At 68.2% G+C, this 23,313-nt stretch carries 20 protein-coding genes; 6 read left to right on the top strand and 14 right to left on the bottom strand.

Features of this window, described 5'->3' with window-relative positions:
* Positions 1-116: 116 nt before the first annotated feature.
* Positions 117-548 (bottom strand): hypothetical protein, encoded by a 432-nt coding sequence (locus AB0I34_RS36305; protein ID WP_360454339.1) that lies wholly within the window; start codon positions 546-548, stop codon positions 117-119.
* A 103-nt stretch (positions 549-651) separates the two neighbouring features.
* Between AB0I34_RS36305 and nadC the strand changes: the two genes are divergently transcribed.
* The 3 genes from nadC (at position 652) to AB0I34_RS36290 (ending at position 2,774) form a co-directional block, all read left to right on the top strand.
* On the top strand, positions 652-1,524 hold the full coding sequence (gene nadC / locus AB0I34_RS36300) for a carboxylating nicotinate-nucleotide diphosphorylase (protein WP_132213225.1): 873 nt from the start codon (positions 652-654) through the stop codon (positions 1,522-1,524).
* Between the two features lie 187 nt (positions 1,525-1,711).
* Complete coding sequence (locus tag AB0I34_RS36295) at positions 1,712-2,086, top strand: alpha-isopropylmalate synthase regulatory domain-containing protein (protein ID WP_360454335.1); 375 nt, start codon at positions 1,712-1,714, stop codon at positions 2,084-2,086.
* Between the two features lie 10 nt (positions 2,087-2,096).
* The gene (locus tag AB0I34_RS36290; protein ID WP_360454332.1) at positions 2,097-2,774 is read left to right on the top strand and encodes an HAD family phosphatase; all 678 of its coding nucleotides are present in this window, start codon (positions 2,097-2,099) and stop codon (positions 2,772-2,774) included.
* A gap of 87 nt (positions 2,775-2,861) precedes the next feature.
* Here the strand turns inward: AB0I34_RS36290 and AB0I34_RS36285 are convergent, their stop codons facing one another.
* Entirely contained in the window at positions 2,862-3,902 is a 1,041-nt protein-coding gene (locus AB0I34_RS36285) for an META domain-containing protein (RefSeq protein WP_360454329.1), read from the bottom strand.
* Positions 3,903-4,270: 368 nt separating this feature from the next.
* On the opposite strand from AB0I34_RS36285, the gene AB0I34_RS36280 reads away from it, so the two are divergent.
* The 3 genes from AB0I34_RS36280 to AB0I34_RS36270 all read left to right on the top strand — a co-directional run bounded on the left by AB0I34_RS36280 (position 4,271) and on the right by AB0I34_RS36270 (position 7,928).
* On the top strand, positions 4,271-5,026 hold the full coding sequence (locus AB0I34_RS36280) for a hypothetical protein (RefSeq protein WP_360454326.1): 756 nt from the start codon (positions 4,271-4,273) through the stop codon (positions 5,024-5,026).
* Positions 5,027-5,036: 10 nt separating this feature from the next.
* Entirely contained in the window at positions 5,037-5,573 is a 537-nt protein-coding gene (locus AB0I34_RS36275) for a hypothetical protein (protein ID WP_360454323.1), read from the top strand.
* 228 nt (positions 5,574-5,801) lie between these two features.
* Positions 5,802-7,928 carry a DUF4157 domain-containing protein gene (locus tag AB0I34_RS36270; protein ID WP_360454320.1) on the top strand — a complete coding sequence of 709 codons (2,127 nt, stop codon included), beginning with the start codon at positions 5,802-5,804 and terminating at the stop codon, positions 7,926-7,928.
* On the opposite strand, the gene AB0I34_RS36265 is transcribed toward AB0I34_RS36270, so the two are convergent.
* The 12 genes from AB0I34_RS36265 to AB0I34_RS36210 are packed head-to-tail and all read right to left on the bottom strand — an operon-like array spanning position 7,921 to position 23,312.
* A complete protein-coding gene (locus AB0I34_RS36265) occupies positions 7,921-10,905 on the bottom strand; it encodes a lantibiotic dehydratase (protein ID WP_360454317.1) in 2,985 nt (994 codons plus the stop codon). The genes AB0I34_RS36270 and AB0I34_RS36265 overlap by 8 nt on opposite strands.
* Positions 10,902-12,191, bottom strand: a complete 1,290-nt coding sequence (locus AB0I34_RS36260; protein ID WP_360454314.1) for a lanthionine synthetase C family protein — start codon at positions 12,189-12,191, stop codon at positions 10,902-10,904. Before AB0I34_RS36260 ends, AB0I34_RS36265 begins: the two co-directional genes overlap by 4 nt.
* Entirely contained in the window at positions 12,164-12,526 is a 363-nt protein-coding gene (locus AB0I34_RS36255) for a hypothetical protein (protein ID WP_360454311.1), read from the bottom strand. The genes AB0I34_RS36260 and AB0I34_RS36255 overlap by 28 nt, the downstream gene beginning before the upstream one ends.
* On the bottom strand, positions 12,513-14,018 hold the full coding sequence (locus AB0I34_RS36250; RefSeq protein WP_360454309.1) for a tail fiber domain-containing protein: 1,506 nt from the start codon (positions 14,016-14,018) through the stop codon (positions 12,513-12,515). Before AB0I34_RS36250 ends, AB0I34_RS36255 begins: the two co-directional genes overlap by 14 nt.
* An 18-nt stretch (positions 14,019-14,036) precedes the next feature.
* Positions 14,037-14,243 carry a hypothetical protein gene (locus tag AB0I34_RS36245; RefSeq protein WP_360454306.1) on the bottom strand — a complete coding sequence of 69 codons (207 nt, stop codon included), beginning with the start codon at positions 14,241-14,243 and terminating at the stop codon, positions 14,037-14,039.
* Positions 14,244-14,248: 5 nt separating this feature from the next.
* Positions 14,249-16,243 carry a hypothetical protein gene (locus tag AB0I34_RS36240; RefSeq protein ID WP_360454303.1) on the bottom strand — a complete coding sequence of 665 codons (1,995 nt, stop codon included), beginning with the start codon at positions 16,241-16,243 and terminating at the stop codon, positions 14,249-14,251.
* 56 nt (positions 16,244-16,299) lie between these two features.
* A complete protein-coding gene (locus AB0I34_RS36235) occupies positions 16,300-17,991 on the bottom strand; it encodes a phage tail protein (RefSeq protein ID WP_360454300.1) in 1,692 nt (563 codons plus the stop codon).
* Between the two features lies 1 nt (position 17,992).
* Positions 17,993-20,191 (bottom strand): putative baseplate assembly protein, encoded by a 2,199-nt coding sequence (locus tag AB0I34_RS36230; protein ID WP_360454297.1) that lies wholly within the window; start codon positions 20,189-20,191, stop codon positions 17,993-17,995.
* Positions 20,191-20,577 carry a GPW/gp25 family protein gene (locus AB0I34_RS36225; RefSeq protein ID WP_360454294.1) on the bottom strand — a complete coding sequence of 129 codons (387 nt, stop codon included), beginning with the start codon at positions 20,575-20,577 and terminating at the stop codon, positions 20,191-20,193. Before AB0I34_RS36225 ends, AB0I34_RS36230 begins: the two co-directional genes overlap by 1 nt.
* Positions 20,574-20,921, bottom strand: a complete 348-nt coding sequence (locus AB0I34_RS36220) for a hypothetical protein (protein ID WP_360454291.1) — start codon at positions 20,919-20,921, stop codon at positions 20,574-20,576. The genes AB0I34_RS36225 and AB0I34_RS36220 overlap by 4 nt, the downstream gene beginning before the upstream one ends.
* A 16-nt stretch (positions 20,922-20,937) precedes the next feature.
* Positions 20,938-22,521, bottom strand: a complete 1,584-nt coding sequence (locus tag AB0I34_RS36215) for a phage baseplate assembly protein V (protein ID WP_360454288.1) — start codon at positions 22,519-22,521, stop codon at positions 20,938-20,940.
* Positions 22,518-23,312: a LysM peptidoglycan-binding domain-containing protein gene (locus AB0I34_RS36210; RefSeq protein ID WP_360454285.1), complete on the bottom strand. Its 795-nt coding sequence runs from the start codon at positions 23,310-23,312 to the stop codon at positions 22,518-22,520. Before AB0I34_RS36210 ends, AB0I34_RS36215 begins: the two co-directional genes overlap by 4 nt.
* Position 23,313: the final 1 nt, after the last annotated feature.

Genomic DNA, 23,313 nt, shown 5'->3' with positions numbered 1-23,313 from the left:
CGGCTCGGCGCAGGGATCGTACTGCGCCGGCGGTCGGGCCGAGAGGTCCTGTACTGGCGAACGCCGCTGGGCGACTCGCTCGTCGCATCCGATCGCCGACGAGTGACCGCAGCTGGTCAGCGTGGTGGGCGGAGTACTGCGAACGGGTCCGTGACGGTCAGCTCGCGGGCCACGAACGTATAGACGGTCGCGGGACGGCCGCCGCTCTGGCCGGGGCTGGCTCGCCGCTCGGTCGGGTCGATCACGTGCCGCCGGGTCAGGACGCGGGTGAGATTGGTGGCGCCGAGCTCATAGCCCAGTTCGCCGCCGAACAGGTCACGCAGCTCGGCAATGGTGCACTCCAAGGGAGCCAGCGCGAACCCGATGTTCGTGTACGACAGTTTCGCGCGCAGCCGCCCGACCGCGGCATCGATGAAGTAGTGATGGTCGAACGCGGTCCGCGGCAGGTCGTCGATCGGGTGCCAGTCGCGGACGGACAGGACCACGGCGAGCACTTCGTGCGGATAACTGGGGAAGTTGACCGGGTCACCTTTCTTGGCTGCGGGCACGACGATGATGGTAACGTGCGTCTAGTTATCGACTATCAGGCGAAAACATCCGAATGGTTGCGATCCACGCAGATCCAGCACCACAGACAGAAGGTCGGAACACATGCAACTGACGACGGAGACGGTCCGGACCGCAGTGCTGGCCGCACTGGCCGAGGATCAGTCGGCAGACGACGTCACCACACGGTGGAGCGTCCCAGCGGCGCTACAAGTCGAGGCGACGATGATCGCCAAGCAGCCGGGACGCGTAGGCGGTCTGCCTGCTGTACAAGGCGTCTACGCCGCCATCGATCCCACCGTCACGGTGCGGCCGGCTGTTGCCGATGGCGATTCGGTTCTCCCGGGACAGCCGCTGGCGTGGATCAGTGGTGCGGCGCACTCGATCATCACCGGCGAGCGGGTGGCGCTGAACTTCGTCCAGCGGATGTCGGGCATCGCAACCCTCACGTCGGCCTTCGTAGCTGCGATCGGAGCGCGCCCGGTCCGGCTGCTCGACACCCGCAAGACCGCGCCCGGTCTCCGGGCCATGGACAAGTACGCCGTGAGTTGCGGTGGTGGAACGAACCACAGGCTCGACCTGGCCGCCATGGTGCTGCTCAAGGAGAACCATCTCGCTGCGGCCGGCGGCGTCCTGGCGGCCGTTCGCCGGGTCCGAGACGGCATGACCGCGGAAGGCAGAGGTATGGCGATCGAGGTCGAAGTCACCACTGCGGAGGAAGCCTGCGAAGCGTTGGACTGCCAGGTCGAGTGGATCCTGCTGGACAACATGTCCGCCGAGGAGATGGCCACGGTCGTCGAGCGGCGCAACACCTCCGGGTCGACATCCCAACTCGAGGCCTCCGGCACAATCACCTTGGACACCGTCGCCGACGTCGCCGCCACCGGTGTCGATGCCGTCTCGGTCGGCGCCCTGACCCACTCCCCTGCCGCACTCGACATCAGCCTGCTGGTCACTCGCGACCACGAACTCAACTGAGCGCGCGCCGGGCCGCCGGCGAGAGGTGTAAATACCGCAGGTCTCGCCAGCTTGACCGGGTCAAGCTCCTCTTTGTGGTCCCGCACGGGGGTCGAGCCGGTTAGGCTCAGCCTGAGGGCGCCGGGCGCAATTACCTTTCCGGAAAGTACCGACCCCCGGCTTTGCTGGACATCAAAGGGGAGATCGTATGACGGAGCCGTCCAACGCCTGGCAGCTCGACGCCATCACGTACTCCGGGGGCACGCAGGACGGACCGAGCGCCAACGTGAAGCTGTCCCACGCTGGGGAACAGGTTCACGCCGAGGGTTCTGGCACCGGGCTCATCGACGCGGTGTGCCATTCGATCTCGCAGGCAACGGGAGTGGAGGCGCGGGTCGTCGCGTTCCGGGCCTACTCAGTCGGCCCGGGCAGCGAGGCCGTCGGAGAGGTCGAGCTCGAAGTCGAGCTGCCGCGCCGTAGGGTTACGGTCCGGGCGTCGTCCACCGATGTCGTCGAGGCCGCCGGGCTTGCCCTCGTCGCGGCCATCAGCCAGTACAACGCAAAGCTGCCGGCACGAGGCTGAGTCCAGCAAGGTGGCCACAGCCAACGAAGTACAAGCCGTGGTCTTCGACCTGGACGGGGTCCTGGTCGACTCCGAGCCGCTCTGGGAAGAGATACGGCGAGGTGTCGTCGCAGACGCCGGTCGAGCCTGGCCTACGGACGCGACCCGGGCTCTGCAGGGCATGAGTACGCCGGAATGGTCCGCATACCTGATCGATGTCATCGGCGTACCTGGCCGGCCAGAGGACGTGGCCGCAATGGTCATCGACGCCATGGTCGCCCGCTACCGCAAGAACCTGCCGCTCTTACCCGGAGCCATCGAGGCAGTGGAGCGGCTCGCGAACCACTGGCCGTTGGGCCTGGCGTCATCGTCGCCCCGGCAGCTGATCGCGACCGTGCTCGACTCCGCCGACCTGGCCGGCCGCTTCCAGGTCACGGTCTCCACCGAGGAAGTCACGGCAGGCAAACCCTCACCAGCGGTCTACAACGACGTCGTACGACGGCTGGCAGCCGACGCGTCCCGAGTCGTCGCGATCGAAGACTCCAGCAACGGCCTCCGCTCCGCATCCGCAGCAGGAGTCCGCGTCATCGCCATCCCCAATCCGACCTACCCACCCCAGCCGGACGCCCTCGCCCTGGCAAGCACTGTCGTCGCATCCCTTGACGACCTCACCCAGGCACTCGTCGCATCACTGGTCCCTCAGGCCTGAGGATCCATCACGGTGGCAGTCTCTGGTACGCCCCCGATTGACATGTCTGCGGCCCAGACGATGATGACAAGGCTTGCGCACCACACCTCAACCAAATCCTTTGCCAGCAAGAGCTAACGGGCAGCTGCTCTGCCCCGCTTTCAGGTCGAGGCCGATGCCGGACGGGGCCAGAAGGGTCAGCTGGTTGTAGTCGATGGTGTAGGTGACCGCAGGCCCGAGGGTGGCCGGGATTGCGGCCTGCATCGCGGCGGTTTCGGCTGGGCAGGCGCGGTCGGTGGTGGCGACGCTGCCGAAGGTGAGCTCTGTGTTGTTCCGGGTGACGGTGCCGGAGAGTTCGTTGCATCCGGTCCAGCCGGTCAGGCGCCCTCCGTCGAAGCTGATCCACGCCTGCTCGGCGTGATGGTGGTACTGGCGCAGATCGGCGTTCGTGATGGTGCTGACGACCTCCCACCTGATCCCGTCGAGTGGGAAGTCTGGTTCGGCGATCTTCCGGTCCAGCAGCGTGATCGTCGTACCGCCTGTGGCGAGGATGAGCTCGTCGCCGTTCAGCCGCCAGGAGGGTTTGCTCGTCAGGAACGTCTTCAACCATTCCTCCTGGTCCCGAAGCGGCGGTCGGCAGCCGACCTGGGTCCCACCGATTCCGCCGATCCACAGGCTCCCGCCGGTCAGCAGTTCGTCCGCCGCGGCGGCTGTGCCCAGGCTGTTGCAGCCGACGTACGCTCGCACGACGTCGTACACCCGTGGCCCGTCCGCGTTCTTGTTCGGCACTCGCGCAAACTCCAGCCGGATACGCGTCTTCGGCACCAGCTGCTTGGGTTCGCCATCCTCAGCCACCGCGGTAGACAGATAGGTATTGCCCGTCGGCGACCTGGTCGATCCGTCCAAGACCGCGATCGCGGATCTGAACTCGCGCAGACGGTCCAGGAGTACGTCGGGTCCACCCGCCGCTTGGTCCTGGATACCCGATCGATGCAGGGTCAGCCGGCCGTCCGGGCCGATGCGGATCATCGTGCTGGTCCCGTACGCGGCGGCCGGCGTACGTCGGTCGTCGGCGTCGATGATCACAGTGTCGGCCGGAAACCGCGCACGGGCTTCGGTGGCGCAGGCGGCCGGGGCATCAGTGGTCATCGCCACGCCTCCGAAACAACCCTCCACCACGAGAACGCATCGGGAAACAATTCTGGTAAAGCCCGGAACCTGACGAATAAATTCATCAAATGAATGCTCCAGCAGAGGCGTCGACAGTTGATGCTTGAATTACAGCCCAACCGCGAACGCGGCATATCAAACACTTGCTTCCTTGACGGCGCATTGGAGCGGGAGGATTGTTGAAGGTTGACGCTGCATCGTGACGAGGCGTCTGGGGGTTGCGGTCGGTCGGCGTCGACGATGGGGGCGGGTGCGCAGTCCGTGCGTCCCGGGGCCGCTGCTGGTGGCAGGACTCCTTGCACTGTCACGGCGTGTGGATTGATCACCTCGGCATCACGGGAGGATCAATGCAGCCGAAGACGGTGGAAATCAAAATCACTCTGGCGGCCGAGGAGTCCGGCTCACAGATCGACGACGCTGTCACCCAGCTGGAGCTCACGGACGCCAAAGAGTGGGCGGTGGTGTTCTGCGAGGACGTCACCCCAGCGGCGGCGACGACGGCGCTGCTCGACATCGGAGTCGTGCTACGAGTGCGCGGCAAGTCCGAAACGACGGGTGACTCGACGATCAAACTCCGGCCCAGCCGGTGGTCCCAGCTGCATCCGGACTACTTCGCGGACCGGGAACGCGAGCCCGAGCGTGAGGAACTGAAGATCGAGGCGGACTGGTCAGGTCTCAAGCGGTCGCTCGCAACGTCGATGACCGTGAAGTGGTCCGACGCGCGACTTTCCACTGCCCAGACCGGTCAGCTCCCGGCAGCCCAGCTGTTCAGCGACGAGCAACTGAAGTTCCTCAGTGCGTGCGGCCCGGGCAGGGTCAACCTCGCAGCGGTCAGCCTGCTTCCACCGCTCGCTGCGACCCGCTGGGACGAGTTCAAGGTCACGGGGGTAAGCAGTGAGGTGCGCGCCGAACGCTGGCGGGTCGACGACGAGATCGACTTCCTCGAACTGTCGATCGTTGCGCCACCGGCGGAAGCGGTCACCGAACAGGAAGCGCTGACCGCATTCGTGACCGACCTGGCGCTGCCCGTGGACAATAGCCCGTTGAACAAGACTCAAAGGGTTCTGGACTATCTGATCGCCAAGTCGCTTCGCGGGCGGTGAGGGACCGACCATGACCGGACCTGTCGTCGACATTCACTGCCACAATTTCAACGCTGACGATCTGCCGGTGCGAGGCTTCGTCCAACATGTGGCACTGCACGACTCGCTGTTGAGTCCGGCTGTCGCCGGTCTGCTCGATCTGATCGTCCAGAAAGGTGCGCCCGGGTACGACGAGGAGAAGGCTCGGCTCGACGCGCTGCTGGGGACGAGCACCTTCGGCGACCGCCTCGAAGGTGTCGTGCCGGCGCCATCCATGGTCGATCCGCTCGCGCAACTCGAACTCGAGGTCGACACGGAGCTACGAGAGCTGGAGGCACGCAACCCGGAACTGGCCCGCCGGGCCGCCCAGGAGCTGGCCCTGGACGACGCGCGAATGGCCGGCCTCGAGGAGGGGCTGATCGACCTGGGTGGCGCGCTCCGGCGCGGAGTGAAGTGGGCAAAGCTGTTCACCAAGTCGCGGCTCGAGCTGACCGGCGTGCTCACGGCTGCCTATCCCGGGGAGCCAGTCTTCGTCCCGTTGGACTCCGTCGATCAAATCGTCGCCTAGTACAGTCGAGAGCAGGTGCGGCCGACCATGCGGACCTTCGCACGGGAATCCCGGGTATCCCAACAGAGCTCACCGATGCCGGAGTCAGCACAAGAAGCGGCAGAGCATCGGCAACTCCCCGCAAGCTCGATCCTCCATTTGCAGCGCAAGATCGGCAATCAGAGCGTCCGACGCCTATTGCAAGCAGACGTCGGCGATCCCGGGACGTCCGGTCTCGCGGTGAGCCGCGTGGACGATCCGAGCGAAGTGGAGGCGGATCGCCGGACGGAGCAGATCCTCGGCACCGAGCCGCTCGGCGACGGCAATCAGTCGGCAACTCTCACGGCGCCGCCTGGTGGATCGACCGCTGCGACAGGTGCGCCGCTACCGGCCTCGACACGCGCGTTCTTCGAGCCGAGGCTGGGCGCAGGGCTCGGGCAAGTCCGCATCCACAGTGGTCCGCGGAGCGCCGAGTCGGCGGCACGGCTCGGTGCGCGCGCGTACACCGTCGGCAACAACATCGTCTTCGGGCGTGGGCAATACGCGCCTGGTGCCGCCGGTCAGCGGCTGCTCGCGCACGAGCTTGTGCACGTGACGCAGCAACAAAGGCAGCCCGGCGCGCCCATCCGCCGACAAGTCACACCAGCGGGCGCACCGGTGCAGACCTTCGCCGACACTCTCGACTACGACCGCATCGCGAAAGACGTGCGGAAGGGCGTCGAGGGCTGGGGCACGGACGAGGAAGGCGTCTACCGCGCCCTGCAACGCGTCGGTCGTGATCCGGAAGCGGTCAAACGCCTCCAGGACAAGTACCGGCAGAGGTACAAGGCCGAGCTCGTCGCCGACATCCGCGACGACTTCAGCGGCAGCGAGCTCGAGTACGCGCTCCAGCTGATCAACCTCGGCGACCCCACCAGCGACCAGGCGATCCTGGCCGGGCCGCCGACGACCGATGCCGAGCTGCTCAGCGCCGCCCAACGCCTCCGCAAAGCGGTGGAACCTGACGGCACCGACGAGGAGGCCGTGTACGCCGTACTCCTCCCGTTCGGCCGCCAGCTCCAGCTGCTCAACAAGCTCAAGCGTCAGTACGCCAAGGTCTACAACGAGGGACTGGCGGACCGGATTCGCTCGGAGATGAGCGGGTCGGAACAGGACTACGCCCTCTGGTTGCTCGGGGAGCAACCGATCGAGCGCAACGACAAGGGCGCCGAGGCCAAGGCCCGGGACGTGCTGGCGTTCATCAAGGCCGAGGCCGCCGCCCGCGCCAAGACCCCGGGCAGCATCGACACGTCATCGAAGTTCTACCAGCGACTGTCGACGAAGTACCTCGCGGACTACTTCGCCTCCCCCACCACGGCTCGCGGCAAGGAGGCCGCCGAGGAGCGGATCGGCGCCGCGCTCGAGGGAGCGACCGCAGTCGTCGGCGGCCACGAGAGGCTAGTGGTGCGGGTCAAGGGCGGCGCGTGGCGTCTGCCCACCAGTGAATGGGAGATCAAGGCGATCACCTGGCTGAACGGACAGCAACTGCCGGCCCAGCTCGGCCGGCTCAAGGCGCTGCCGATGTTCGCCAACATCCTTGCCCTGCCGACGAAGCTCGGTGCCGCGACCGACATTCTCGGCAAGGAGAACACCGACAAGCTCGGCTACCTCGACATACCGTTCCTGATCGGCGCCGCCAACACCGAGATCGCCGACTTCGACGCCGACGTCCTCGGTGGCGGCAAGAACATCTCTCAGCTCATGCACTGGGCCACCGGGGTCAAGTACGCCGCTCAGAACCAGCTCGGACTGCGTGAGCTCTTCCTGGCCTACGAGCTGTGGCACCTCGAAGGTTTCGAGGTGTTCGGGCAGGACGCGATCAACGACATGATCGCCGAGAACCAGGGCCGAATGCTCGGTGCGGAGCTGCTCAAGGGCAGCGCCGGCGCACTCAAGCAGGCATCCGACCTTGAGCCGTTCCTCAACACCTCGTTCCGCGAGTCCCGCGCCTGGGTCGGGGCCCTGCTGCGGTACCGGCGCGACCAGCTCGACCGGTGGATCACCGCCAAGCAGCAGCAGCCCGCCAACTTCCACTACATGAACAAGATCGACATCTGGCACTCCCTCACCGTCTACCAGCAGCTGGCCGACGGCGCGAGCATCGAGGACGTGAAGGCCTCCTCGATCGTGAACGCCGCGATCGAGATCTACACGTTGCTGTACGAGGCCGACGAATGGGAGAAGGCGAACGGCCCGATCGTCCTGACCCAGCTGGAGAAGGCGCTGATCCAGGGCAAGCTCGACACGATCCTCGCGATCATGGCGAAGGCCGAGGAGGGGAAGGCGTCGACCGGGGATCTGCTGAAGGCGAAGTCGCACATCGACGACCTCAAGTAGTAGGGCGGTAGGCGGCCAGCGAGCGGAGGGTACGGACGAGGAGGCCGAGGGTCAGCTGTTCGGTGGCGTGATCGAGTCCGAGGCGGTTGGCGTGGAGGTGGACGAGGCTGGGAGCCAAGTCCTCGGGTGACTGCAGTCCGATGCCGTCGGTCCAGTAGGACCGCAGGGATTCGACGAGGGGTTCTAGCGCGGCCCGGCGACGGGCCAGCACCACCTCGATGGTGTCGCCGGCCTTGTCCCAGCCGGCCTTGTCCCAGGCGCCTTGTAGCAGAGCCCTCATCTGGTCCTTGCGTTCGCGGAACCTTGGGCCGGCCGAGGTCTCCCGACCGGCAAGTGCGCTGGCCCATCGTGCTCGCTCGGCGTCGTCCTGGCCGGCCAGCGATGCCAGCAAGTCGGCGATGCTGACAAGCCCGAGCTCGTCGCGACTCAGCTGTCTGGACGCTCGCAGCAGGTCGCGGACGGCCGAGCTGTCACAACAGGCGATCGCCTCGCATACCGCGGTTGTCTCCGGGCCGCCGTAGCGTGCGATCTCGCGTTCGTAGGTGCTGAGCTCGAGACGGGTCCGCGCTCCGGATCCGATGGCATACGCCGCCCATCGGGTCACCTCGGGCAGGACGCGTTCGACGAGTACGGCGGGGTCGCCGTGGAGACGCAGGCGCAGTTGGCGGTCGGGGTCGGAGTACCGGACGAAGAACCAGCCGTCGGCGTCGCCGCGCTGGACCATCCCGTCGGCCAGGTCTCCGAGGGAACCGATGAGGAGCTCGTCCTCTGTCCGTTGGGGGCCGTCGAGCGCGAGGTAGAGCCAGTCGGACCCCGGCGGGCGCAGGCGGTGCGAGTCCTGCTGTCTCGGCACGGTTCGAGCCTTCATCCGTGGGACAGGACGCGAGCGCACAAGGGGTACGACGAACTCCGTCATCAGCAGGCCGCGCGGACCGGGGAGCCAGCCATCGTCGGGTCCGGGCAGCGCCTCTTGAACGGTCAGCGAATGCGGACCCATCGCCGCGCGCAGCTGTGCCTGGTGCGAGCAGTCGTCCAGGTCCAGGAGCAGACGGTTGTCGCCGCTGGCCAGATAGACCAGTCGCGGGACCTGCCACTCCGCCCGCCAGGCCTCGAACCGCTCGGCATCACGAGGGCTCAGCCGCCACTGCGCCGGCGACAGCACCACCCGGCCGTGGCGGACGCGCGGCAGGAACGGCATCCCGCTCATCGCGCCCCAGTCGAAATCCGAGAGGTACGTCGTACCGTCCGTCGTCAACTCCAGCAACGCCCGACAGACCGGCGGCGCTGCGGCTGGATTGAGCATGTGTCCCGCGGTGAGGACGAGCTGTCGATCCACCGCGTCCCACCACACCCGGAACCGGCCGTCCACCAATCCCACCGACAGCTCGTCCACCTGCACGACCCGATCGGACGGAAGCGTCGGCGCGACGCCGACCGGTAGCTCGTACTCCCTCACCATCGGACGTACGGCGACGTTCGCCGTCCGAGCCCGCAACGGCCGATACACCAGCTCAGCCACCACCTCGTCGCCACCGCGTACTGCGGCCTCCTGGGCAACCACCTCGTCCAGCAACTCGCGCGCCTCCGCTCCGAGCAGATCCGCGAACCGCCCGAGCCCCCGCCCAGCCTCCTGCGCACCAAGATTCGGACCGACCACCAACAGGTAGTCACCCCGGTCGATCGCCGCGCGGTTGCTGGCGGCAACAAAAACACTCAGCTCAACCGACACCGGCAGGCGTTCGGCGTCCACAACCCCACCCGACAGCCGCTCGATCAGCTGCTCATCAAGCACCACCTCACGGCTGCCATCACGAATCGCCTCAGCGGCCAGCTCTCGCAGCACCTCCACTCGTCCGGCCGATCCCCCGGAATCTCCATCCCCACGGTGAGCCGACGGCAGCCCGAGCCCAAACCGCGGATCAAGCAGCTCGAGCAGCGGCACCCGGCCGTCAGCCCCGTACCGCCGATGAAACGCCGCCCGGTAACCGGCCAGCGGCGTCCACCCAGGGTTCGGATGCAGGCGGAACAGCAGGTCGGCCGCGCGGCCGACGTCGTCGGCGACCGCCATGCCCACCCCGGTCCGGGACAGCGGTAGGCCCGTATCCACTTGTAGGTCAGCCCCACGATCCTGAATCGCCGCCAGGACCGCCCTGGCGTCGCCGAGTGCTGCCGTGGCGGTAGTGGCGTCGGCGAGGTCAACCCGGCGACAGGCCGCGCCCACCTCCATCAACTGCTCCACCTCAGCCGCCTGGGTCACGTTGAGCTCGCTCACTACCCGCGCCAACGGGTCGCCGATCAGGGATGGGCGCAACGCCGGGAGCAGGAACTGCTGCTCGGACAGTCCACTCAGGAGGCGGTCTACCTTCCCGGGTGTCGCAGCTGGGCTTTCGGCGAGGAGGTGCCCGCGTAGCTCAGCGGTGGACATCCCCTTGCCGCGAGCGAGTGCTAGTGCCCGGCGGACCACCGGGGTCGCGCGCACTGACACGTCCGGTCCGGAGCGGGCTCCGCCGGTGCCTGGGTCGGCCAAGTAGATCCTGCCCGCGTGCTCGAACGCACATGTGTTGGCGTAGACGCGCAGGCCCGGGGCTCGACCCAACTCCTCAATCGCTTCCGACAACCACTGCATGTCCGGTCGAGTCCGCGTGGGCCGACGTACCGGACCGACCTCAAGGTCCGTGTGCTCAGCCCAGCTGGCCAGGCCCAGCGCGGCGAAGGCGCCGAACGGGGTGGGGCGGGTAGCGGCCCGGATCAGGTAACGCTGCTGGGCGGCCAGGGCGGTCGGTGGGGCCTTGGCAGGCGACGGGGCCGAGGCCAGCGCGGCGGTCAGGTCCGGTGAGGCGACTGCTAGGGCGAACTCGACCTCGGGGTCGGCCAGCCACCGTTCGGCGTCGAAGTCGGTGCCGAGGTCGGCGAAGGTCGTGGCTGGTAGCAGCGGTGCACGGACGACGAGGCCGCTGAGCACCCGGTAGTTGCTCATGACAGGAGGAACATTCGGTCCCAGGCGTTCTCGCCCGGCAGGTCGAGCAACGCGAGCGCGATCCCGGGGGCGCCGTCCAGCAGTCCCGGATGATCCACGAGTACGCCGCCGGGCTCGATCCCACGCACGCCGAGCAACGAGTCCGGGTCGTAGGTCGCGGCGATGTCGGCGGCCAACTTCTCGGCGGTGCCGTCGAGCGCGGGGTCGGAGAGATCGACGGCGAACCGACGCAGTACCTGAAGCAGTCCAGCGCTTCCGTGGCAGAACGTTGGCGTCTCCAACCACCACTGCTCCGGACGCCGCCGCGCAATCCCACGGATCGTCTCGGCCGCAAGCTCACGCCAATCGCTCCGCCCCAGCGCAGTCCCCGCCAACCAAAGACTCCGCGACACCCCAACAGCCCCGTAACACCACGCCGCTCGACCGGGCTCCTCGCCGCCCACCTCAAGATCCGCGGGGTCCAGGGCGACGGCGTCAGGCCAGTCGGGTGTGCCGCCTGACGTGGTTTGATGGGCGACCAGCCAGTCGGCGGTCAGTTCGACCGCCTGGTTGGTTTGGGGGACCTCGACACCGGCTAGGAGTGCGAGTGAGAGGAGCGCCAGTGGACCCGGAGCGCCGTGGGCCAGGCCGCAGTTGTGGTGGCCGTTCAGGTATGTCGTCCGCAGGGTCCCGGCGGTCAGCTCGAAGGGGGTGTGCCAGCGCCGAGGGTGGCTGTCATCTGCCAGCAGCCGAGCCAGGCCGGAGAGTGCCTGGATCAGGGGCTCGTCGTCGCCGCCGTGAGCGTGCCGGGCAAGTAGGTAGACGCCCACCCCGGTCAGCCCGGAGACGAGATCGTGTTCGCCGGCTGCGCATCCGTCCGCGCCGGCCAACCGGTCGGTGGCTTCCTCGACGTACGGCGACAGCGTGACGTCAACCGTCTTCAGCAAGCGCCCGTACCGCGGTCGACCCGCCGCGAGCTGGACCGCCGCAAACCCGACTCCAGCCAGACCCGAGAACAGCGACAGGTCATAGGGTTCGGCCGCCGCCGAAGCCGCCGCGAGGTGCTGATGTCCCCTCCGGTCCCAGCCCTGGTCAGGGAACCGGCGGTCGAACTCTGCGCAGAGCAACGCGGTCCCGGCCGACCCGTGCGCCAGGCTCGCCGGTCGCCACGGCAGCAGGGCGGCGTACTGCGACTGCCTCGCCGACGCCTCGATCGCGTCGGCCAGCACCGCCGGGTCAGTGACCCTGATGGCGACGTGTTCGGCAACCTCTGCCGCGATCACGGCTCGTGGCAATTCGATCGGCACGTGAAGCAGTGCGTGTTCGCGAAGGTCTGGCAGACACCACACGTCTCCTGGCAGGTGGCACCACAGGTATCGGGGCAGGTCGCACGACACGTGTCGGGGCACGTCGCACGACAGGTATTGGGGCAGGTTGCGTGACAGGTGTTGGGACACGTGGCCGGGCAGGTTGCGTGGCACGTGTTCGGGCACGTCGCGTTCTGGGTGTTGCAGGTCTCGTTGGGGATGTCGCGGCCGGTCGGCAGGTACAGAACAATGTCCTGCGGACCGCCCAGCTCGCCGAACGCCAGGTCGAGATCGAACTCGTCGAACTCGGCGGCAAGCTCCTCACCCGCGGTCATCGTCGCCGTCCTCCACCGCCCCGTCCTCCAGGTCGGCCACCCGCGCGGACAGCGCCTCGGTCGCGGCCCGCAGCTCGTTGACCGCACCCACGAGTACGCCGGCCAGCCCGGAGTAGTCCACCGCCATCAGCCCGTCCGGTCCCATCGGTACGACGAGTTCCGGGAACGACGAGGCGACGTCCTGTGCGACGATCCCCGCGTGCCGAGTCCCGTCGCCGGTCCCGGCCCGGACAAAGTTCACCGCCCGGACGTCGGCCAGCCGGTCGAGTACGCCGACGTACTCCCGGACATCCGACTTGACCCGCAGATCGGACGGGTTGCAGAACACGGTCGCGCAAATGGTGCCGGCGGCATCGATCGCGAACTGAGGATTGGGTTTGTTGACGCCCACCCGGCCCTGGACGAAGACGTTGTGAGAGACCGTGAGATCCGATCCGAGCTGGACATCATCGCTCACCGAGAGCTTCGTCAGCTGGGCGTCACCACTCGCGGTGAGCCTGATCACGTCGGCCTCACCGTTGACGGTCAGCGCCGTCACCGTCGCGCTCAGACCCCGAAGCTCTCCAGCCGCAGTGAGGTGACCGTCCAGCGCCAAGCTTCCGGCCACCGCAAGGTCGCCGCCCGCAGTCAGGTTCGCTCCCACGGACAGGTCGCTGTCGAGCTGGACCCCGGCGGCCACCGTCAGGCCCGCGGCGAGCGACGTCGACCCACTGACGCGAAGGCCCGCCGCGAGATCGACTTCGCCAGTGCCCAGGACCGAGAGAGCCCGCCGACTGGGTCCGGTCGACGCCATGACGTTGAGGTCCGCCCCGCCATCGGTGCGAGCGGCGAGCTCAGCAGTAGGCAGCTGCGTCACTGCCGATCCCGTCGCTTCGAGGCTGGGCATGCGGAGCTCGACACGACTCGCGGGAGCTGAGACGAACCGACGCGCCCCGGGCTGGAGACCGTCGACGACTCCCCCGGCGCCCAAACTGACCGCTGCAAGCACGAGTTGCAGACCGTCGTCCACGAACGTCGCCGGGTCCACGAGCCGCAACCACGGCGCCTGGTGCAGCACCAGGAGTCCGGTGGTCGACTCCTCGACCTCCCGCCAGGTGATCGTGAACAGCAGGTCGCCGGCCAGATCGGTGGTCTCGAAGGTGACCCCGGTCGACGCCACCTGCACGGTCGGGATGTTCTGTACGCCGGTCGGGCCCACGAACGGATCGACGATCGCGAAGCCGCCCTCGGCCAGTACGACGATGTGCCCGTCCAGATCGACCGCGACGCCGGGGGCCAGCGTGATCCCGGTCGACCCCATGGTCGCGGACACCTGCAGCCCGCCGGCCACGCCGTACCCGTACAGGGCCGCGTTCCGCGCCGCGTCCGCGGCCAGCAGATACCCCTCGACATCGGTCCGCGACTCCGCGCGCGACGTCATCCCTGACCGCGGTGTCGGATTCGGGCCACTGACGTTCCAGTACTGCGTCCGCACCAGGCCGGTGATACCCATCGATCTCTCCTCTCGCGCCTACCGAACCCTCAGCACCCGCTCGTCCTGCTCGGTCTCTTCCGGTACGTCGGCCAGCTCCTGGAGCACCTGGATCGCCCCGCTGATCCGCAGCAAGGTCTCCCGCAACGCCGACTCCTGCTGAAGCAGCTCCCGCAACTGCCCCTCACCCAGCGCATACTCCCGCCGCAGCTCCCCCAACCGCGCCTGCAACCGCTCATCACTCATCGCCATCACTCCGTCGACTCGTTGCCGGCAGCAACCGGCTGGCCAAACAGCTCCTGCTCGAGCGCCGCGCCGTACAGCTCCGGGTGCAGGAAGGGAGCGTCCTGGGTCCCCGGTTTCGGCGTCTCGGGGACGATCCGGTGGGCGTTGGCCCACGGGTCCTGTCGTACGCCGGTGACCAGCCAGTGCACCGTGACTCGGCCAGGATCCGACCGGACCTGCCACCGGTGGCCCGAGATCTCCCCGACCACCGTGACGTGGGGCTTTTCCCTGCCCACTGGGGTCAGCGTGCACGTGACGTCGCGGTTCAGGGCCTCGAAGTACGGCGGCAGCTCGATCCACCCGAAGCCGCCGAGGTCGGTGACGAGCTTGCCGGCGTAGATGTTCAGCATCTCCGGCGACTCGACGAAAGAGTGCGACAGGTACTTTCCGGCCGGATCGACCGGATGGTCGATGGTGAATCCGCCGCCGGACTTCGACAGCGTGCCGTTGACCCTGACATCGCCTTCGAACTGCCCAGCCCAGAGCTGGCCGGTCGAGCGGATGCCGATGTCACCGCTTGCCTCCACACCCACACCCCGGAACAAGATCGGGGTGGGGAAGGGCCCACCCGGCCGGCTGATCCGGCCGGCGGCACGAATCGCGGTGAACCCGTCGACGTGCAGCCGGGCCGCCGTTGCGGCGGCGCCGATGCCAATACCCACGCCGGCACCGGCTGTGTCCATCACGATGCCCCAGCCCGCGCCGTTCGCACCGTAGAAGCCGACGTGCGTGTCGTCGAGCATGCCCACGAAGCCCCGGTCGGCGTCCTGGTGGAACCAGATCCCAGCGGAGAAGGTCCCGTTCGACCGCACCCGCATTCGGCGGAACACGTCCAGGCCGACGCCGTCGGAGCTTGCTGCCGCGACCGCCCCGGGCCGGACCTTGAGCACATCTTCGTGCGACCACAGGCGGGCTTCGCCGGCCTTGGCGTACCAGACCCAGCGCTGACCGCTCTCGGGGGTCTCGACAAACGAGCTCATCTCGCGGTCGGAGAACGAGTACCCGCCTCCGGGACCACCGCTGTGTACTTCGGTCCCCTCGATATGCACGTCCCGCGCCGATGCCGCGTCGCCGAGCCCAACGGCGAGCATGCCGGTCCGAACCGGTCCCCCGACCAGCAACTCCCCCGCGACCGAGACAGCAGCTCCGACCGACAGGGTGCTGCCGACCGTCGCAGCGCCGTCGGCCGTTAGCGACGCGGCCGTCAGAGCGCCGGAGAGCCGAGCGTCGCCAGAGTCGGCCGACACCCGTAACGCAGGTATTGCACCGGCTAGCAGCTCTAGTAGGACATCGCCGTTCGGCTCTGCGCCGAGTGTCGCGACCGGAGCTTGGCCGACCGATCCGACCGTTGACTGCGGTGCTCGGAGCTCGACGCGTCCTGTCGGGGAAGCCGTGAGTCGTCGCAGGCCCGGGGCCAGGCTGGTGACCAGGCCGGCGGCGCTCAGTTCCAGGCTGGCCAGGACTATTTGCTCGCCGCTGTCTGGGAATGTGTTCGCCGGCAGGAGACGCAGCCACGGGGCGTGGAGCAGGGTCGGCGAGTTCCCGCTGTCCCGTTGCACCTCGCGCCACGTCAGCGTCAGCACACAGGACCCAGCCGATCCAGCAGTTGGAAGAACCACGCCGGCCGGGCCGACGGCGACTGTCTCGATGTCGAGGACTGCCGTCGGGTCCACCGCTGGGTCTGTCACCGCGACACCCGCCGCGGACAGCACGATCGTCCGGCCGGACGCATCGAACGCTACACCCGGGGACACCGTTACCTCGCCGGCACCAACCGCCGCGGACACCTCGAGCCCTTGCGCGACGCCCCACGTGTGCAAAGCGGAAGCACGTGCGTCCGTCATCGGCAGCAGGTACTCCTCGAGATCGATCAGGCTCTCGCCATGTCCGGTCGCCCCCGCCCGCACCGTGTGCGTCGGGAGGTTCCAGTACTGCGTCCGCCGTACCAGGCCCTCAACCACCGGACCGCTCCTCGCCGGTCGCTGCCATCTGCTGCCTCCTGAGTCGATGCGTGCGGTCAGAGAATCGAGGTGTTCAGGGTCCAGAGCGTGTGGGCGGGCTTCTGCTCCTCGACGATCGAGCTGATGTTGCCGACCGCCTGGTCGAGCACTCGTTTGCGCTCGGCCGGGTCATCCGGCAGCCGGGACGTGGTGAAGTGGATCGACACGTCGAACTCGAACGGACGGACCCGGCCCCAGAACGGTTCGAGCCCTGAGGTTTCCGGCTGCCCGGGGTCGCTGACCACCAGTCGGTCGCCGACCGCGGTCATCCCGGTGGGGTACACGAACTCGCCCGGTGCGGTGATCCGAGTGGAAGCCGCCGGTTTCGCAGTCAGGTCCACGGTCAGGATCGCGGCGTGCTCGGCAACCGGGCAGATGAACGGATCGGTCGCCGACGGCGCGAAGGGTTTGAGCCCCACGTCCAGCACGTACAGGCGCCCGTCCCGGGTGCGCGCCAGTGCCGCTGGCGCGACCAACGGATTGTCCGGCGGCAGCAGGACCGCCTCCCGCCACGGCGTGTTCCTTCGATCCACCCGCAGTAGATTTCCGGGCATTCCCGCCGCATCGGTCGGGTCCTGGTCCCCGCCGTCCCCGATCAACAGCGTTCCGTCCGACTCGATCACCATCGACAACGGCTCGACAGCCTTGGTCAGCGTGGTGCGAGTAACTGTCGGCGGGTTGGTCGGCCGCACGGTGACCACCATCGGTCCGGGCGCTTGTGGCGGCCGTCCGCCCCGATCAAGTGCGAGCAGGTCGCCGGTCCCCGGATCCACAGCCAGCGCGACCATCCAGATCGCCGTGCCAGCCACCGCCAAGTTCGCCACCTGTGTCGCGGCAACCCCGCGGAAGGGCGCCGGTATGCCGAACAACCGGCCGCTGCGGGTCAACACATAAAGCGTCTCGGGTACTGCGCCCCGTGCCGGAGCCAGCGCGACCGAGACAACGTCCTTCAGGTTGGGGGCATCCGGGGCGAGCGGCGCCGGCCGCGGCGGCACACCCGACAGCTCGTAGCGGCCGGCGGGGTCCAGGTGCCATACCCGGCTCGGCAGCTTCACCTGCACCTGCGCCGTATCAGGCAGGCCGATGTCGCCGACGAAGAGACTCCCGTCAGTCCCGGCGGCGACGCACCACGGCCTGGTCAGTCCCTCAGAACGCACGACGCCCGCGATCACCACAGGCCCTTGGGAGACTAGCGCGGTGACCGTGGACAACGCACCGGTCCGCGGTACCACGCTCAACAGCCGCGCACCGTCATCGACGCTCACCCGAGGTCGCGCCTGTCCGACCGCGTAGAGCTCGAGGTACTGGTTCAGCCCTGTCTTGCGGCCGCGCAGCCGGTAAATCTGCGCGATCTCCGCCGTCACCTTGCGGCGCTGGTACTCCTCCCACAACGGGACACCCTGCAGGGTCGGGAACTCCAGCGCCACCCAAGACGCCAACCAGGGCAGGAACTCCGGCGGCGTCGTCCAAGGGTCGAAGAGCCGGTGCAGGTCGGCGATCTCGTCGCTCAGCGCGGGATGGACATGCGTCTTCGAGGGGTCCTCCGGATCTACGTGCTCGAGCAGGATGTCGTCAGACATCCCGGTCGCGATCTTCTCGAAGATCCGCAAGGCCGCTCCGAGGCGCAGGCCGTGCTCCGACTCGTCGACCAGCGGGTCGTCCCGCCACAGCACCGGTGGGAGGTACGCAAGGTAGCTCGACTCGGACATGTCAGACCTGAACCGGAGTGGTCTTGACCAGCTGTGCAGAGTCGGCGGCCGCACAGACCAGCTCGTAGTCCGCCAGCCGTACCGACGCCCCGAACGGCGACAACGCGAACGGCCGCTCGACGTCACCCTTGTAGGTCCCGCCCGGACCGAGCGGCGGGAAGTGGTAGGCGGGCGTGTCGGGTTTCACCTGCAGCACGCTGATGTACCCGAGGTCCTCGGTCGGCATCAGCGCGCGGAAGACGTCGGACGTGAAGACAGGACCTCCGACGGTCCAGCCCCTGCCGTCCGGCCCACCGCGGGTGGGGTGGAGGAACCGCTGGATCTTGGCCCGGGTCTCTGCCTCGATCGTGGCCCGGTCGGCGCCCGCGTTCAGCGCCTCCTGCCACACCATGATCTCCACGTTCACGATCACCGGCAGGTACCGTGGCGCCACCACCTCGAGCCGTGCGGTCAGGTCCCGGCGAGCGTCGAGGTACCCCTGGACGAGCCGGATCTGGTCCTGCGTCGGCTCCGGCCGCGGTACGTCGACGTCCCGGTCGGGAGCGATGATCAGGTTGACCGTGCCCGGCGCCCGGACCAGTCCACCGAACGTCCACGGGTCGCCGGCATTCCACGGCGGCGGCTGTCCGGGCGCGTCATCGGTATGGATCCGCGGCGGCAAGCATTTACTGACCCGCAGGTCGATGCTCGCCTCCCGCGCGAGGAACTCGTAGTCGTCGACGGTCACGGCGCGGTACCGGATCCGCAGCTCCTCCGGCGCGCGCCGCATCGTCTCCTCGATCGGTTCCTCGTCACTCCCGTCTCGGGCCGGACCGAGGTTGGTGACCGATCCGATGCCGCTCACCGGGACCCCAGTGGGCGCGGTACCGAAGACGGTGACCTGACTCGGTCCGACGTTCCCGCCGGCCCCGGAGGCGACGTACCGGTAGCGCAGGGCCTGGATCTTGCTGCCCCGAGGTGGAACCGAGCCACTGCCCTTGCCGGACCGCTCGTCGAAGTTGCCGAACCGCACCTCGCCGGCGACCGGGTCGATCCGGTAGACCTCGCCCGCCCCGGTCGGGAACTCGTCGACCAGCTTCCAGTCCTTCCAGTTCGCCGGGTCGGCCGCCGACGCGACTTGGACCACGAGGTCGGCGTACGGCGCGGTCAGGCCCGGCCGGCGGTACAGCGGACGGTTGTGCAAGGCAACGACCTGGAACATCTGGCCGGTGCTCTCCCCGAGGTCCTCCGCCGCGCGGACCGAGAGCGCGGTCCGGGCCGGGACGGCGTTGAACAGCAGCCGGTCGATCCCGATCGCCAGAGCCGACGGGGCAGCGGCCGGCGCGTCGATCAGCACGCCGACCCAGAACAACGGATCGGTGACCTGGTCTGCGTCGGCTTCCGGCGTCACGGTCTCCCATGGCCGGGCCGGATCATCGCCCGCGGCCCGCTGCGCCGTCCAGTCGGCCGGAACCGTGAGCCGCACCGCGCCGTCGTGCTGGAGGCCCTCGGTCCCGTCGCCGGCCGCCGTCACCGGCGGCCACAGCAACGGTTCGACGTCGCCCTTGGAGTAGGTGAACCGCAATGTCGCCGCCCCGGCGGTTCGCGCCGCTTGGTACAGCCGCAGCCCGAGTGCCAGCTCAGCCGTCACCGGCCGATCGAACCCGAGGTAGAAGGCGACCGTCTGTCCGGCCGGGACCTCGACCAGGTGGCTCGCGGTGGGCGGGCCGATCAGGTCGGCCGAGACCTGGTGATACGTCGCTCGGTTCGCGCCCGCCGCCAACGGCCCGACCCGCAGCGCCGCCTTGAGCGTGGTCGGCAGTACGACGAGCTCCTCATCCGTCTCGAACACCACCGGCCGACCACCCGCCGGGTCGGACGTCTGCGCCTGCGTCCCGATCGGCACCGTCACGGGAGTCTCGACCGACGAGCCGTACGCCAGGTATGTCCACGCGGGAGTCGGCGGGTCACGGGTGATCCCCAGCAGGTTGAGGAACGCGAGATAGTTCTTCTCCGGCGTCTGGTTCAGCCGGTAGATGATGCTCTCGCCGAGCCAGGCGAACAGCTCGATCAACGTGACGCCGAGGTCGGACGGGTTCTGGTCGGTCCACTGCGGCGCGTACTTCGGGATCAGCGCGCGCATCTCGTCGACGAGCTCCTGCCAGGTCCGGTCGTCCAGGTTGGGCGGCACGATCCGGCCGCCGCGCGATTCGGGAGACATCAGCCACGCTCCAGCAGGAAGGGAAGGACGAGCAGGTGCTCCTGGGCGGTGGCGCGCAGCCGGTACCGGATCTCGATCACGAGCTGCGCCCCGTCGACGTCGTTGGACACCTGGACGTCCAGGACGTCGATCCGCGGCTCCCACCGCGCCAGCGCGTCGGTCACGTAATACCCGGCCAGACTGGCGGTGGTCGCGTTGTTGGGCGCGAAGACCAGGCTCTTCAGGTTGGCACCGAAACCGGGACGCATCACGCGTTCGCCGTACTGCGTGCCCAGGATGATCCGGATCGACTGCTCGACCCGGGCCACACCCGCCGACTCCGCGAGCCCGATGCCGCTGATCTGCAACGGGAACGACAGTCCCCGTCCCAGTACCTCGTCGCTCACGGCTTCACCGCCGCACGCAACCGAGCCTGCTTGGGGACCACGACCAGGTTCGGGGGTGGCGGTGCACCGTCCGTCAGCCCGGCCAGCACGTCCAGCAGCACGGAGACCTTCCCGACCGTGAGTCTGGACTTCTCGCCGGCCGAGACCGTGCTGACCTTCGTGCAGTGCTTGATGCCGGTGTTCGGGTTGTCCGGGATCGAGCAGGTGAAGGTCTTGCCGGCGAGCCCGGCGAGCAGGACTTCCTTGCCGCCGACCTTGAGTCTGCCGGTGTTGCCGGCCGAGATGCCGAACCCGTGCGAGCACAGGATGCTGCTCGCCGTGGTGAGCACGAACGGATCGGTCATCGCGTCCCCTCCTCGTTCATTTCACGTCCACCCCGTCCGAGACCATCGTGATCGCCGTCTTGCCTCCCACTGCCTCGAGCTTGATCTCACCGCTGGCCTTGATCGCGAGATCGCCGGCCGCGCTGATCGTGAGCGCCGCGGCCCCCGCGGTGTCGTCGAAGGTGATGGTGTGCCCGGCCTTGGACTTGAGCACCTTCTTGGCGTTCTTGTCGTCGGCGTTGTCGGCCGGTGGCTTCTGCTGCGCGTTCCAGAGCGCGCCCAGCACGTACGGCTTCGACAGGTCGCCGTACTCGAAGGCGACCAGGACCTGATCGTTCTTGTCGGGCAAGGCGTAGAACCCGGTGCCACTGCCCGCCATCGGCCGGACGCACGGCGCCCAACCGCTCTTGAAGTTGTCGCCCAGCCCGGGGAAGCTCACCTTGACCCGCCCGATCGCCGGCATGGGCTGACCGGAGAGCACCTCGTTGTTCTCCTCGACCACGCCGAGGACGACGCCGAAGAACTTCTCACCCTGGTTCGGCGACGGAGTCTCGATCAGCTTCTTGCGCAGCAGCCCGAGCAGGCTCGAGTGCCCGCGCTGGGTGATGGAGAAGTCGGTCCGGAACCCGTTGGCGTCGATCCGGTGCGTCACCTTGCGCACCCGGTAGGTGCCGCTGAACCGCTTCCCCACTCCGGCGATCGTCACGTACCGCCCGGCCGACAGGTCCGGGATGCCGATGCAGGACCCGTTGCCCTCGTAGAGGCCCTCCAGCAGGTTCGACAAGATAGCCTTGGCCACCATGGCGGCCTGGATCGGGTTGCTGATCCCCTCGCGGCGGATCCCCTTGCGTACCAGGGACATCAGAAGCTGCGAAACCGAGGTACCAAGACGTTCGACCAGGTTGTCCGGGTCGAGGTCCGCGGCCAGCATCGTCACGGTGAGCGCCTGCGCGAGCTCCTGGTTGTAGACCCGGACCTGCTGCACCCCGGCCAGGCCGGTCGCCGAGATCCGTGGGCTGAAGCTGCTCAGGTTCTTCCCCCACTCCAGGACGTGCGCGGACAACTGCGGCCGGGGGAAGTGGAAGTGCAGCCGGTCCCACTCGACGTACACATCGAAGAAGTACTGGTTCGCGCACGCCTTCAGGAACGCCATGTCGGTCTCGACCTGGACCCGCTCGGCGTGGAACGGCACCGGGTCGACGATCGGGACCAGTCCGTGCTCGGCGGCGATCTCGGCCGCGATCAGGCTGTCGTTGACGTCGGTGCGGGCGCGCGGCGGTGGCGGCGTGTGCCGCAGCCGGTACGACTTGTCGTACCCCGACACCGTGATCGTCGGCGGCCCGTCGGCCGGGAACGAGGGCTCGATCGCCGCGACCTCGCCGAGGAACGCCGGGACCAGGTCGTGCGCGTACCCGAGGTGGATCTCGACCGTCTTGCCGATATCGAGCAGCGCCGAGTCGAGGAGCTGGTTGTCGTGGTTGCGCAAGGTCAGACTGAACGAGCCGGCCAGGTCCAGGTCGGTCTCGACGGTCAGGCTCAGCACTTGGTCGGCCAGCTCGGCCGCCAGCGTCACGCCCGACAGCCGGACGTCGAAGCGAGGCGCGTACGGCGGGGCGCTCACGGCGTCCGCCCCGATCCGTCCGGAATCACCAGCGAGGCTCCGGGCTTGACCGCGAGCGGGTCGATGATCCCGTTCGCCTGGGCGATCTCGCGCCAGCGCGCCGGGTCGCCGAGGTACGCGCCGGCGATGCCGCTGAGCGTCTCGCCGGCGAGCACCGTGTGCATTGCCGACGCCGCGGACGGGCTGATGGCTTCGACGATCGGGGTCAGCGCGACGTTCACCAGCGCGGATGCGGTCGGCGATCCGATGAACAGGCCCTGGCTGATCTCGAGCGACACGTCGACGTACTCCTGCAGGCGAACCGACATGGTCGAGCGGACCGGCGTCCCGTCGGGCGCGAACATCGTGAAGCGCTGGCCGGCATCGGTGAGCACGCAGCGGAACTGCACCCGGCCGAGCGAGAACAGCAGGACCGGCGGGGCGAGCGTCTGCGGCTGCTTGTCGAGCAGCCGGACGATCGGCGCGGTGTGGAGTCGCACGTCCTCCTTCGACTCGTAGGTGTCGAAGAACAGCTCCATCGTCAGGACGCGGTTCTTGCCCCGGACGTACTGCAGCGGGGAGGCGTTCAGCCCGGGGATACCGACCTCGGCGAACTGGTTGCCCTGCTCAACCTTCAGCTCCTCGGGGTTGTACATCACCACGTGTGCGGTGTTGGTCGTGGTGTCGATCAGCACGGCCTTGGCCAGCTCGTTGCTGGCCGGGAGCGGCGCCAGCCGTAGTGGAGTCCGCAGGAGGTCGTGGGCCGGCGGTCGGGAGGGTGGGCCGATCGGTCCTTGGACTGGTGCGGCCATA

Source organism: Kribbella sp. NPDC050281 (genome assembly GCF_040655855.1).
Taxonomy (GTDB): Bacteria; Actinomycetota; Actinomycetes; order Propionibacteriales; family Kribbellaceae; genus Kribbella.
The sequence above is the reverse complement of the archived record's forward strand: the minus strand, read 5'-3'. Positions and strand labels throughout refer to the sequence as shown.